This is a genomic window from Phaeobacter sp. PT47_59 (assembly GCF_028890025.1).
Lineage (GTDB): Bacteria > Pseudomonadota > Alphaproteobacteria > Rhodobacterales > Rhodobacteraceae > Phycobacter.
This window is the reverse complement of the sequence record NZ_JARCJL010000008.1, coordinates 86,865-99,403: the sequence shown is the minus strand read 5'-3', so window position 1 is coordinate 99,403 and position 12,539 is coordinate 86,865. Positions and strand designations below refer to the sequence as shown.

Annotated in this window: 11 protein-coding genes, 1 other RNA gene and 1 riboswitch; of the genes, 7 read left to right on the top strand and 5 right to left on the bottom strand. The window is 62.9% G+C overall.

Annotated elements, in window-relative coordinates; translation table 11 throughout:
• Positions 1 to 5: 5 nt before the first annotated feature.
• Positions 6 to 1,856, bottom strand: a complete 1,851-nt coding sequence (locus PXK01_RS09655; protein ID WP_274859891.1) for an extracellular solute-binding protein — start codon at positions 1,854 to 1,856, stop codon at positions 6 to 8.
• Between the two features lie 292 nt (positions 1,857 to 2,148).
• Positions 2,149 to 2,655: a c-type cytochrome gene (locus PXK01_RS09650; RefSeq protein ID WP_274847226.1), complete on the bottom strand. Its 507-nt coding sequence runs from the start codon at positions 2,653 to 2,655 to the stop codon at positions 2,149 to 2,151.
• Between the two features lie 119 nt (positions 2,656 to 2,774).
• Between PXK01_RS09650 and PXK01_RS09645 the strand changes: the two genes are divergently transcribed.
• Positions 2,775 to 3,608: a prephenate dehydratase gene (locus PXK01_RS09645; protein WP_274847227.1), complete on the top strand. Its 834-nt coding sequence runs from the start codon at positions 2,775 to 2,777 to the stop codon at positions 3,606 to 3,608.
• 63 nt (positions 3,609 to 3,671) lie between these two features.
• Here the strand turns inward: PXK01_RS09645 and ffs are convergent.
• Together ffs and PXK01_RS09635 are read right to left on the bottom strand one after the other, a co-directional pair.
• Positions 3,672 to 3,770, bottom strand: an RNA gene (gene ffs, locus PXK01_RS09640) — signal recognition particle sRNA small type.
• Between the two features lie 64 nt (positions 3,771 to 3,834).
• Positions 3,835 to 5,691 (bottom strand): bifunctional 2',3'-cyclic-nucleotide 2'-phosphodiesterase/3'-nucleotidase, encoded by a 1,857-nt coding sequence (locus tag PXK01_RS09635; protein WP_274859816.1) that lies wholly within the window; start codon positions 5,689 to 5,691, stop codon positions 3,835 to 3,837.
• A 337-nt stretch (positions 5,692 to 6,028) separates the two neighbouring features.
• Between PXK01_RS09635 and nudC the strand changes: the two genes are divergently transcribed.
• The 3 genes from nudC to PXK01_RS09620 all read left to right on the top strand — a co-directional run bounded on the left by nudC (position 6,029) and on the right by PXK01_RS09620 (position 8,402).
• Positions 6,029 to 7,015 (top strand): NAD(+) diphosphatase, encoded by a 987-nt coding sequence (gene nudC / locus PXK01_RS09630; protein ID WP_274859815.1) that lies wholly within the window; start codon positions 6,029 to 6,031, stop codon positions 7,013 to 7,015.
• A 58-nt stretch (positions 7,016 to 7,073) separates the two neighbouring features.
• Complete coding sequence (locus PXK01_RS09625) at positions 7,074 to 7,541, top strand: SRPBCC family protein (RefSeq protein WP_274859814.1); 468 nt, start codon at positions 7,074 to 7,076, stop codon at positions 7,539 to 7,541.
• A gap of 93 nt (positions 7,542 to 7,634) precedes the next feature.
• A riboswitch (cobalamin riboswitch) is annotated at positions 7,635 to 7,869 on the top strand.
• 194 nt (positions 7,870 to 8,063) lie between these two features.
• Positions 8,064 to 8,402 (top strand): hypothetical protein, encoded by a 339-nt coding sequence (locus PXK01_RS09620; RefSeq protein ID WP_274859813.1) that lies wholly within the window; start codon positions 8,064 to 8,066, stop codon positions 8,400 to 8,402.
• Positions 8,403 to 8,641: 239 nt separating this feature from the next.
• Here the strand turns inward: PXK01_RS09620 and PXK01_RS09615 are convergent, their stop codons facing one another.
• On the bottom strand, positions 8,642 to 9,163 hold the full coding sequence (locus PXK01_RS09615; protein WP_274859812.1) for a protein-tyrosine phosphatase family protein: 522 nt from the start codon (positions 9,161 to 9,163) through the stop codon (positions 8,642 to 8,644).
• Positions 9,164 to 9,327: 164 nt separating this feature from the next.
• On the opposite strand from PXK01_RS09615, the gene PXK01_RS09610 reads away from it, so the two are divergent.
• The 3 genes from PXK01_RS09610 (at position 9,328) to recR (ending at position 12,471) form a co-directional block, all read left to right on the top strand.
• Positions 9,328 to 11,172, top strand: coding sequence for a DNA polymerase III subunit gamma/tau (locus PXK01_RS09610; RefSeq protein ID WP_274859810.1), 1,845 nt, complete (start codon positions 9,328 to 9,330; stop codon positions 11,170 to 11,172).
• Between the two features lie 193 nt (positions 11,173 to 11,365).
• The gene (locus tag PXK01_RS09605) at positions 11,366 to 11,710 is read left to right on the top strand and encodes a YbaB/EbfC family nucleoid-associated protein (RefSeq protein ID WP_274859809.1); all 345 of its coding nucleotides are present in this window, start codon (positions 11,366 to 11,368) and stop codon (positions 11,708 to 11,710) included.
• Between the two features lie 161 nt (positions 11,711 to 11,871).
• Positions 11,872 to 12,471: a recombination mediator RecR gene (gene recR / locus PXK01_RS09600; RefSeq protein ID WP_274847235.1), complete on the top strand. Its 600-nt coding sequence runs from the start codon at positions 11,872 to 11,874 to the stop codon at positions 12,469 to 12,471.
• The last annotated feature ends 68 nt before the right edge of the window (positions 12,472 to 12,539 follow it).

Here is a 12,539-nt window from a genome sequence, read left to right as displayed (position 1 = left end):
CGCGCCTACCGCAATGCGCCCGAGGCCTTCAGGTCGGCCTCGGTTTCGGAGTTGATCCACCACAGATCCATGGTGCCGGGCGAAAACGGCGGCAGCGCCTTGGGGTATTCATACATGCGCCAATAGGCGATCCAGTTCACATCCAGATACCAGGTCGGAACCATGAACCTTTTGGCCCGCAACACCCGGTCCAGGGCGCGGGTGTTGGCATAAAGATCCTCTTGCGTGGTCGCCTTGACGATATTGCCGATCAGCGCATCCACTGCCGGATCGGCAAGACCAGCCGGATTGAAGACGGAATACTGATGCGCCTCGGATCCGAACTGCTGATAGAGCCCGGTCGAAGGCTCCAGCGACTTCGGATAGGCGAAAGAGACCATGTCAAAGTCCTTTTCGCGGCGGCGGCTGGTATATTGCGCAAAATCCACCCGGTTCAGGATGGCGTCGATCCCCATGGCCTGCAGGTTCGAGACAAAGGGCTGCACGATCCGCTCCAGCACCGGGCTATCGAGGAGGAACTCCATCTTCAGCACCTCACCGGCCGCATTGCGCCGCATCCCGTCATCGCCCACGATCCAACCCGCCTCATCCAATAGCATCATTGCACGGCGCAGGTTGCGGCGGTCCGACGGGCGATTTGCCTTGGATGTATGCGCCATCACCGCGGGTTCGTTCAGCACCGCGGGATCAATCTGGTCGCCCAGGGCTTCGAGCACCTGTTTCTCCAACCCCTCGGGCAGGTCTTTGGCCTCAAGTGCCGTATCCTGCCAGAAGGAGGAGCGATGGCGGAACAGCCCGTATTGCAGGCTTTCATTGGTCCATTCGAAATTATAGGCCAGTTGCACTGCCTCGCGCACGCGGATGTCCTGAAACACCGGGCGCAGCAGGTTCATCACGAACCCATTGGCCGCAGGCACATTACCATCCGGGATGGCATCCTTGATCACATCGCCACGGCTGACCGCGTCAAAGTCATAGGCCGTGGCCCAGTTCTTGGAGTTGTTTTCGGTGCGCAGGGTATAGACGCCTGCCTTGAAGCCCTCCATGGCGGCAATGGCATCGCCAAAATACTCCACCCGGATGCGGTCGTAGTTGTGGCGCCCCTGGTTCACGTTCAGATGCCAGCCCCAGTAATCGGGATTGCGGCGATAGGTGATACGCTGGTTCACATCGAATGTGTCCAGCACATAGGGGCCAGAGCCCACACCCGGATCCAGACGCGGTTCATCCAGGCGACGGTTTTCCGGGTCCGCCTCGAACCAGGCCTTGGAAAACACCGGCGTTCCGCCCACCTGGGTGATCATCGCCCGGCGCGGAAAATCGTGGGAGAAATGGAACTTCACCCTATGGGCATCCAGGGCTTCGGCCTTGGGGATGCGCTTGCGCACCGCTTCGGCGTAGGATTTCAGCCCCTGATCCAGCAGGATGTTGTGGGAAAAGACCACATCCTCGGCCGTGACGGGCGAGCCATCGGAAAACCGCGCTTCGGGGCGCAGATTGAAGATCACCCAATCCTGGCTTTCGGGGTACTCCAGGCTTTCGGCGATCAGCCCGTAATAGGAGCCTGGTTCGTCATAGGATTCGACCATGAGACTTTCCAGGTGGTAGGAGGCCAGGGCCCCTGCCCGCCCCTTGCGGGTAAAGGGGTTCATGCTGTCGAAGGTTCCGACCGCCGAAAAGGACATCTCGCCGCCCTTGGGCGCGGCGGGGTTCACATAGTCGAAATGGGCAAAGCCTTCGGCGTATTTCAACGCCCCGAATTCCGCAAAGCCGTGGCTATTGATAATGGTTTCTGATGCCCGCGCCGGAGCGGCCAGCATCAGAAACATGGCCGCAAGCAGCACGGCCCCTTGCATGATCCATGCCGCAGGAGAGCGCAGGCCAGTTTGCGCCATCGATACTGCTTTGGCTTTGGGGGTTCGTGATTTCATCTGCCTTAACCTCCGCTGTCCGGTGTTCAAGCGATCCGGATTTTTCCCGTATTTCAAGCTAATGGCAGGCGGGCGCAACATTCAAGTTGTGATGCGGTCACAATCGATTTTGGCCGGGGCGATTTCACGCCGATTTTCGCGGCAGGGACAGATCCCGGCACAGCAAAAAGGCCGCTGTTCAACAGCGGCCCCTTGCAATGTCATGCTATCTTGCAGCTCAGTCGTCGAGGCTGTCCAGATAGGCAATGAGGTTCACCCGATCCGAGACCTTCTTCAGGCCCGAGAAGGACATGGAGGTGCCCGGTGCGTAGCCCGAGGGCTTTTCCAGGAAGGCGTTGAGGTTTTCCGCGCTCCAGTCGCCGGACATGCCCGCCAAGGCGCCGGAGTAACCGAAACCGGCGGCGGCTGCCTTGGGGCGGCCCACAACACCGTAAAGGGAAGGACCGGTCGCATTTACGCCGTCTTCGAGTTTGTGGCACGCAGCGCATTTCTTGAAGACCTTGGCGCCTTTGCCAACGTCTGCAGAAGCCAGCAGCTCTTCGAAGCTCACCTCTTCCGCTTCTTCGGTTGCGCCACCTGCCTCTTCCACTTCAATCACGTAAGAGGCCTCTCCGTGGCTCTCAACGTGGTACAGCTCCTCTGCGGCCCATTTGCCGAGAAGAAGCACGAGGAACGCGCTGCAGACGCCTGCAGTCGCTTTGGTAAGGGTCATCGTGTCAAACATGATCGCGAGTCCATTTCAGCTGTCTGAAGGCGTGTCTAAGGCTTCCCCTCTCAAGTGGCAAGGTGTAGACAGCGCGACGAAATGCCTGATTATCCAAGTTTTGCAGGAAAGTCGCACTCATGTCCGGAAGAATCGCCATTCAGGGGGAACTCGGCTCCTACAGCCACGAGGCCTGTCGCAACGCCCGTCACGATATGGAAGTGCTACCCTGCCGCAATTTCGAGGATGTCATCGAGGCCGTAAAAAGCGGTCAGGCGGACCAGGCGATGCTGCCGGTTGAAAACTCCACCTACGGGCGTGTAGCCGATATTCACCGGCTGCTGCCACATAGCGGGCTGCATATCATCGACGAGGCCTTCGTGCGGGTTCACATCAACCTGCTTGGTGTGCCGGGCGCCCGGCTGGAGGATATCCGGGAGGCAAAGTCGCACCTGGTCCTGCTGCCGCAATGCGGCCAGTTCCTGCGCCAGCACAATATCGAAGGACGTGTCAGCCCCGACAACGCCCGCGCTGCCCGCGACGTGGCCGAGGCAGGAGACAAACATGTGGCAGCCCTGGCCAGCGAGTTGGCCGGAGAAATCTACGGGCTGGACGTCCTGGCCCGCCATATCGAGGACCATGGCGACAATACCACCCGCTTCCTGATCATGTCGCGCGAACCGGACGACAGCCGCCGCGGCGCCCATGGGATGATCACCAGCTTCGTCTTCCAGGTGCGCAACATTCCCGCCGCCCTCTACAAGGCGATGGGCGGTTTCGCCACGAACGGTATCAACATGACCAAGCTGGAAAGCTACATGGTGGATGGTTCCTTCACCGCAACGCAGTTCTATGCCGATATCGAAGGCCACCCCGAAGACGACAATGTCAAACTGGCGATGGACGAACTGGCCTATTTCACCACCAACGTGGAAATTCTGGGTGTCTACCCTGCCGACAACGGACGGTACTGATCCCAGCACATGGGAATAATGCCGTCAGCATCAAATGCGTCCTGATCATCATTGCGGGGATTTAGGTGAGAGGTTGGACATCGACCCAAGCGGGGCTCGTTGTGGCTGCTTCCTTCCGGACCTGACCAAGTTGGCGAGGCGCCTGCCCGCGCCAACCTCTCGAATCCCGATATAGGCGGCAGCAGCGGCAAAGACAAGGCCCGCAGAGCGCAGGCAACCGCGATGATCAGATCGCAAGCATCAGCTTCAGGAAACCGCTGGGGGTGATCCCACCGTTGCGCACACGCCCCGTAGGCAGCTCATCCAGGTACTCCCTGGCCGCCGGGCAGGTATAGACGGCCGCTTCGGTGTCCGGCAGGGAGGAGAAATGCCAGGGATAATCCTCTGTCAGCAAGGGATCCTCCGGCAGGCGGCCCGCCACGTAATCGCGGATCACATCCCTGATCCGAACCGGCGGCAGCGGCACGTTCGCCGCCTCCTGCACCATCTGGAAATTGCCGCCACCGCTGACCCGGTAGCTATTGGCGACCACGGCGAACTGCTGATCCGGCGCCACCGGGCGCCCGTTCCAGGTCAGGTCCCGAATCCGCGAGGCTTCGGGATTGATCCGCTGCCCCGAGACGGCAAAACGGGAGGGGGCCGAAAGATCGATCTCATACTGCAGGCCGAACAGCACATCGAAGTTGTGGCCCGCCCGCTCGGGATCCACCAGGTCCACCCCGCTTGAACCGGGCGCGATCCGATTGAACACCCCGGCGGACATTTCCAGCCAGTCCTGCACCTGCGCCCCGGTCGCGACCACCAGCCGCAACTCGTTCGGGAAGACGTGCAGATCGGCCACATTGCGCATGCACAGGGGACCGCGCCCGATATCGGTGTAATGTCCGGGGCCGGAGCGCCCGCCGAATTTGCCAGGCGCCGCCGCAGACAAAAGCGGCAGATCCCCGGCTGCCGTTCCCCGCAGGAACGGCCGCGCCGCCGCCGCCTGTGCGGCCGCCGCCAGTTCCAACCCCAGATCTTTTCCGAACAGGGTGAAAAAGGAATGCAGCGGCACATCGCTGAAGCCCACGGGCTGGCGCATGCGGTCTCGGGTGGCCTCATGGGCCGGGCTCAAGACCTGCACCAGTTCCTCATCCTCTTCGGCAAGGGAGTGAAGCGTACCATCGTCGTGACGGTGACAAATCGGATGCAGCGCGGCCTCCCAGCCCGTCAGCTCCCAGCCACCTGCGCCGTGCTCCAGCGCCAGATCGATCTGCCCCAGATGCGAGCCATGCGCGCCCGCCATCACCACCGGCTTGTCAAAGACATGATCCGGATGCGGCAGCGTCTTATGGGTATGCCCCCCGATCACCGCGTCTATTTCGGGGCAATCCGAGATCGGCAGCAGGGCATTTTCCATGCCAAACACCGCGTCACGCGCGCCCATCCCGGTATGGGCCAGGGCGATGACGATATCACAGCCGTCCTGGCGCAACCGGCGGGCCGTCTCCCGCGCCGTCTGCACCATATCGGCAACGACCACCTTGCCCTGCAAAAGATGCGCATCCCAGGTTGTCGTCTGCGGCGGCAGCACCGACAGCACCCCGATCCGCACCGGCGGCGCCGTGCCACAGGCGGGCACGATACGCTCGACGATCACCTCCCGGACAAAAGGCAGGTCCCGCCCGGGATCCACCGCCGTCATATTGGAGCAGACCACGGGACAGCTTGCCTGTTGCAGAACCCGCGTCAGGGTCTCGAGACCGAAGTTGAAATCGTGATTGCCAAGCCCGATCACATCATAGCCGAGCGCCGCAAACGCCTGCATCAAAGGGTGCGGATCCATCGGCTCCTCGGAGGAGGTTTCGCCAATCGGCGCCCCCTGCAACGAGTCGCCATTGTCCAGCATCAGACAGGCACCGCCCGAGGCCTCGACCTCCTGCCGCGCCCGCCGCGCCAAGGTGGCGACCCTGCTCAGGCCGACGCTGGGATCGGGGCGGTCAGCATAGTAGTCGTGACTAAGCAGATTGCTGTGCAGGTCGGTTGTCGCCAGCAGGCGTAACACCCCTTTGTTGTCCGAGTGGGGATGCACCGGTCCTGTCATGTGTCTTTCGCCGCAACGTGCACGGTCTGCTCCGATCTTCATATTTGGCCCCGCCCTGAACCGAGCGCGTTAACCCTTTTGAATCAGCCTTTCACCGATTTGCAAAGTCACCATTTTTGAGGATGTTAACGATTGTGGCACGGATGCCGATGATTTAGCCGATATGACGCCAATTTCCAGCGCCAGACCGGTTGGGCACCGACAAACCACCGTGTATCGTCGCAAAAACCGACGTGAGGATCTGGATTGGCGGGCTGGTCATCCCGCGTCTTTGCAGCCATCAATCGGGAAGGGCGGCATCTGTCAACAGGTCCGCAGCCAAGAGAAGGACGACAGGATGAAACGGGCCGAAGAGGTGACATTTGGCGGCGGCGGCGGTTTGGATCGCTCTGCCCATCTGCGCGGCGACGCGGCGGCACTGGATGCGGCCTGGAGCGCAACGGACAGCAAGGTGCTGTTGCTGTGGCGCGGCAAACCGCTGTGCCTGCGCTCCGATCCGGCGCGGGGACCGGACAGCCTGGCCTGGTTGACGGGCAGCCATCCCGTGGCCGAGACCTATCGGGACACCAGGATTTTCCTGGGCCATCTTGCCGAAGGGCCAGCCGTCTTTGCCTGCGACATCAGCAGTTGGCAGCCGGACGCGATTGATGAAATGGCCCTGGCCAGCTTTGCGGATGTCAGCGAACAGCAGCATCCGGATCTGCCCGATGGCTATGCCTTTGCCGAACTCCGGCGCGTGATGACGCGGCTTACCCCGCTCGAGGCCGAAGTGGCAGCCACCGCCAGGGCGCTGTTCTCCTGGCATGAAACCCATCGCTTCTGTGCCCGCTGTGGCCAACCCAGCGACATCGCCCAGGCGGGATGGCAGCGAAACTGCCCTGCCTGCAAGGCCTCGCATTTCCCGCGCACCGACCCGGTTGTGATCATGCTGATCACCCATGGCGATGCTGTGCTCATGGGCCGTTCGCCCGGCTGGCCCGAAGGGATGTTTTCCCTGCTGGCGGGCTTTGTCGAACCCGGAGAGACGCTGGAGGCCGCCGTGCGGCGCGAGGTTCTTGAGGAAGTCGGCGTCACGGTCGGTCAGGTGAACTACCTGTCGAGCCAGCCCTGGCCGTTCCCCATGTCGCTGATGTTCGGCTGCAGTGGAGTTGCGCTGGATCGCGAATTGACCATCGACCCGCAGGAAATCGAGGATGCGATCTGGGTCAGCCGCCAGGAGATGATGACAGCCTTCGCAGGCGAACACCCGATCCTCAAGCCCGCCAGGAAAGGTGCAATTGCGCATTTTCTGTTACAAAACTGGCTTGCGGACACGTTGGATTAAGGGGATGATCCGCCCCATACACAGCAGATTGATCACCAGGACAAACAGGCGGTAAGTCATGGATTTTACGAGTAAGCAGGACATTGACGCACCCATCGCCGAGGTCTTTGAGGTCCTGTCGGATTTTGACAGCTTTGAACGCTCTGCCTTTCGTCGCGGTGTCGAGGTTCAGCGCCTGGGCGATACTGCCACGCCGCAAAGCGGGCTTTCGTGGGATGCCACCTTTACCTTCCGCGGCAAAAAGCGCGATCTGAGGATCGTTCTGAAATCCTACGAACCGGTGACGGGCATGGTCTTTTCCGGAGAAAGCGGTGCCATTCAGGGAGCGTCTAAGATCGAACTCATGGCGCTGTCGCCCAGTCGCACGCGCATGTCGATCACCCTGGATCTGTCTGCCAAGACCCTCTCCGGTCGGCTGCTGCTGCAATCTCTGAAGTTGGCGCGCGGGTCCATCGACAAGAAGTTCAAAGCCCGTGCCGCCGATTTCGCCAGGATGGCGGAAGACAGGATCAGTCAATCGGCCTAAGGCTTAGGCCCCATCCATCGATATATCCAGCCCCCCTTTCGCGCAATATGTCCCGACAGCCTAAATCAGGATTGACGTGTCGCCCCTTCCCCCGCTAGCCCTTGAGCAGATGGTGCTTGAGGCGCGCTTTGCGGGCCTTGACTGAAAAGGGAATGTGGTGCGCTTGGACCTGTTTCAGGGCCGATCAAATCCACAACTGCCCCCGCAACTGTAGGCGGAAAGCGACGTCGGAAGATCCACTGACCACCGGGCAGATGCCCAAGGCCGGGAAGGACCGAAAGAGCAATGACCCGCAAGTCAGGAGACCTGCCATCGTGACACTCGAAACCGGGCGGGGCGTCCGAAGCGGGTGCGTGGACAGCGGCGCCCTGACCTTTGGGTCACGCACGGTCTGTTCCATGCCTCCCCCCGTTGCCCTGCCCCCTTTGCGCGGAGGGCGCGATGATACCCAGACCAAAAACACATCAGATCGCGGTGAGCGCTTGCAGGCACACAGGCGCCACCTGCCCCGCGCTAAAACGCATGCTGAAGGCGCTCTGCCAGGCTCTGAACAGCGCGAAGGGCCTGACCGACGCGGATTTTGAGATCAGCGGCGAAAGCCAGTTGGATGGCTGCGACAGACAATGTGCCGCCAGGTTCTTTGCCTCTCACGACCGCATTCGCGTGTTCGGCGGTGCCGAGGCATCGGCCCAGCAGTCCGGTCTCGAGCGGTTTGCCGACATGCTCCTGACCTCTGAAGGCAGCGCCTTGCCCGCCGGGTGTCTGCCCTCCCCGCCATGCGCGATGGGTCAAGCTCTCCCCCAAGCGAGAGCCCTGGATACGGATACGGCCAGCTACAGCGTCGATGCACACCGGCCGTGACTGTGGGATCGTGGACTATCGGGTCGTGGACTATGGGATCGTAGGTTGTGGGATCCTTTCCTCTTCAGCTGGGAAACATTCAGACCTAAGCCAAGGAAACGGCGCCGCAGCGCGCAAGGCGCGCTGCCGGGCCCAACGGGCCCATGCCCCCCTTGGGGGCGGTGGCCGGGCGGGAGAGCCTCGTTGCACGGATCGAACTGTCAGGTCAGCCCGGTCCCGTTGCAGCAAGACAGGCAAGATCAGCCACCTGTCGCCCAGGCCATTTGCGCTTCCGTCTCGATGGCGCAGGGGCGTGTCATGCGCAGCCGGGCAAGAGCCTGCTCGGGCGCCTCTCCGCATTCGATCAGCAGACGCAGCACCGCCATGCCGGACCGCCCGCAGCCGCCACGACAGTGCACCAAGACGCGGCCGCCGCCCTCCAACGCCTGCCGGGCCGAAGCGCTGACCGCGCGCCAGGATCTGCTCACCTCGCGATCCGGCACCCCGAAATCGGTAACGGGCAGATGGGACCAGCGGCTTCCCATGCTTTGGAAATCGACCCCCAGGGTTGCCGCTCCGACCGCCACATGTTCCGCCTCGGTGGTCAGGGAGATGACCAGGCCGGGCTGCCAGTCGTGAATGAGCTCCATGTCCCCCTTGTAGTCGCCCATGGCGCCCGGCAGGGGGCAGAGCGCCAGGATCCCGTTGGCAGCCGATAGGGCATAGATCGTAAAGGGCACGACGGCCTGATCAGGAGATTGATCCGAATGCGTTTCACCCATGGAGCATCTTCCACCACCTCATCTGCGTCAGCCACGCCCCGGCGCGGCATGGGAAAACTGTGCCACCGGCAACGCCAGGCGGTCAACAGCGGTGGACGAACCCCTCTGGCTTGCCTACCCTGTAGCGCGGCCCCAACGACCACCCGAATCCGGCACGAGACAGCATGATCGACACTCCGACCCCCGACCAGGACACCCCAGCCACCGATTCCGCGCAGGAGGCCCCGGTCCAGTATCAGGTCCTCGCGCGCAAGTATCGCCCGGAAACCTTTGCCGATCTCGTCGGCCAGGACGCCATGGTGCGCACGCTGAAGAACGCCTTTGCGGCAAACCGCATTGCCCAGGCCTTCATCATGACCGGCATTCGCGGCACCGGCAAAACCACCACCGCACGAATCATCGCCAAGGGCATGAACTGCATCGGGCCCGATGGCACCGGCAGCCCGACGACCGAACCCTGTGGGGTCTGTGAACATTGCGTGGCGATCATGGAGGGGCGCCATGTGGATGTGATGGAGATGGACGCCGCCAGCCGCACCGGCGTCGGCGACATCCGCGAGATCATCGATTCGGTGCAGTACCGCGCCGCCTCGGCCCGCTACAAGATCTACATCATCGACGAGGTTCACATGCTGTCGACCAGCGCTTTCAACGCGCTGTTGAAGACGCTGGAGGAACCCCCCGCCCATGTGAAGTTCATCTTCGCCACCACCGAGATCCGCAAGGTGCCGGTGACGGTGCTGTCGCGCTGCCAGCGTTTTGACCTGCGCCGGATCGAGCCGGAGGTGATGATCGACATGCTGCGCCGGATCGCCACCTCCGAAGGGGCCGAGATCGCCGAGGACGCGCTGGCGCTGATCACCCGCGCCGCCGAAGGCTCGGCCCGCGATGCGACCTCGCTGCTGGACCAGGCGATTTCCCATGGTGCTGGCGAAACCACCGCCGATCAGGTGCGTGCCATGCTGGGTCTGGCCGACCGGGGCCGGGTGTTGGACCTGATGGACATGATCCTGCGCGGCGATGCGGCAGCGGCCCTGACCGAACTCAGCTCCCAATATGCCGAGGGCGCCGACCCGCTGGCAGTGCTGCGTGATCTGGCCGAGATCACCCATTGGGTCTCGGTCGTGAAGATCACCCCCGATGCCGCCGAAGACCCCACCATCAGCCCCGATGAGCGCGCCCGTGGCCAACAGATGGCCGCGGCCCTGCCGATGCGGGTGCTGACCCGCATGTGGCAGATGTTGCTGAAGGCGCTGGAAGAGGTTGCCGCCGCGCCCAATGCGATGATGGCCGCCGAAATGGCGGTGATCCGCCTCACCCATGTGGCCGACCTGCCCAGCCCCGAAGAATTGATCCGCAAGCTGCAGGACATGCCGCCCCCTCCGCCCGGTGGCGGTGGAGGGATGCCCATGCACGGCATGGGCGCGCCTGCGGCGAGCGGGGGAGGCGGGGCCTCGGCTATCGCCTCGTCCCCGCTGCAAGGCGCACCGGGCGGTGGCCCCTCCGGCGGCATGACCATGTCGCATGGTCAGGGGCAGGTCACCGCGCTGGCTCCCGCCGCGCAAAGCGCCCTCGCCCGCTATCCGAGCTTCGAGCACGTGGTGGAACTGATCCGCACCAACCGGGACGTGAAACTTCTGGTGGAGGTGGAAACCGGTGTGCGCCTCGTCTCCTACCAGCCCGGCCGGATCGAGTTCACCCCCCATGCGGACGCCCCCCGCGATCTGGCCGCCCGCCTTGGCACCGCCCTGCAGAACTGGACCGGCAGCCGCTGGGTCGTCACCATCGCTCCCGATGGCGAGGCCCCGACCATTGCCGAGATCCGCGATGCCGCCGAGAACGCCCTGCGCGAAAAGGCCACGGAGCACCCCCTGGTTCAGGCAGTCCTTGAAAGCTTCCCCAAGGCAAAGATCACCCGTATCCGCACCGCCGAGGAACTGCAGGCCGAGGTGCAGGCGGAGGCCCTGCCCGAGGTGGAGGACGAATGGGATCCCTTCGAGGACAGCTAAACGGCAGAGCCTGTCCCGCGCCACAATAGTGGCACCCGGAGCTATTGAGGGATGCCAACGGGAGCCTGCACATCCATGATGTGCCGCGCGGCGGGCGGGAACCGCCCTGTGCGTCCAGACGCCACGCAAATCCCTTGTGCCAGGGCCCCGCACCCCATATCTAGGCACCAAACCAGACTTCAGGAGAGATACCATGCTCAAAGGCCTCGGCGGTCTTGGCGATATGGCCAAGATGATGAAATCGGCTCAGGAACTGCAAACCAAGATGACCCAGATGCAGGAAGACCTGCACAACGTCATGGTCACCGGCGAAGCGGGCGCGGGCCTGGTGAAGGCCACCGCCTCGGCCAAGGGCGACCTCAAGGCGCTGGATATCGACCCGTCGATCTTCAACGGCGATGACAAGGAAATGGTCGAGGACCTGATCCTGGCCGCCATCAAGGACGCCCAATCCAAGGCGACTGAAAAGGCGCAGGACGAGATGACCAAGCTCACCGAAAGCATGGGCCTGCCCAAGGACATCAAGCTGCCGTTCTGAGCAGGGCGCAACCTGAGACACCCAGACAAGGCGGCTTCGGTCGCCTTTTTTTCTGGCCGCTGCCACAGCGCAAACAAAAGCCGAACATCAGCCCCTGCTCCCCTTGCCTTTTCCGCCTGCGATGCGCCTATATGGGCTGAAACCGCGAAGGCCGCTCCCGAATGCAAGACCGCTCCACCAGCGATATCGAAAACCTGATCGACCTGATGGCGAAACTGCCCGGCATGGGGCCGCGCTCGGCCCGCCGCGCGGTGCTGCACCTGGTGCGCAAGCGGGGGCTTCTGCTCACGCCGCTGTCAGACATGATGAGCCGTGTGGCCAGTACCGCCCGTGAATGCCTGAACTGCGGCAATGTGGGCACCAAGGATATCTGCGACATCTGTGCCGACGAGAACCGTGCCAACGGAGAGCTTTGCGTGGTGGAAAGCGTCTCTGACCTTTGGGCAATGGAACGCGCGGGCGCCTTCAAGGGGCGGTATCACGTGCTGGGCGGCACGCTTTCGGCGCTGGACGCCATCGGCCCCGAGGATCTGCGCATTCCCCGCCTCGTGGACCGGGTCGGCAGCGAGGCGATCAGCGAAGTGATACTGGCGCTCAACGCCACCATCGACGGGCAGACCACCGCCCATTACATCGCCGATCAGCTGACCGGCCAGGTCAGGCTCACATCGCTGGCGCAGGGCGTGCCCATCGGCGGCGAGTTGGATTATCTCGACGATGGCACCATCAGCGCCGCCCTCAAGGCGCGCAAGGACCTCTAGCTCCTCCTGTATCGGAGAAAGGGTCTCCGGCGCGCCTCGTCGTGAGATCCATGGTCCCTCCCCCGGTT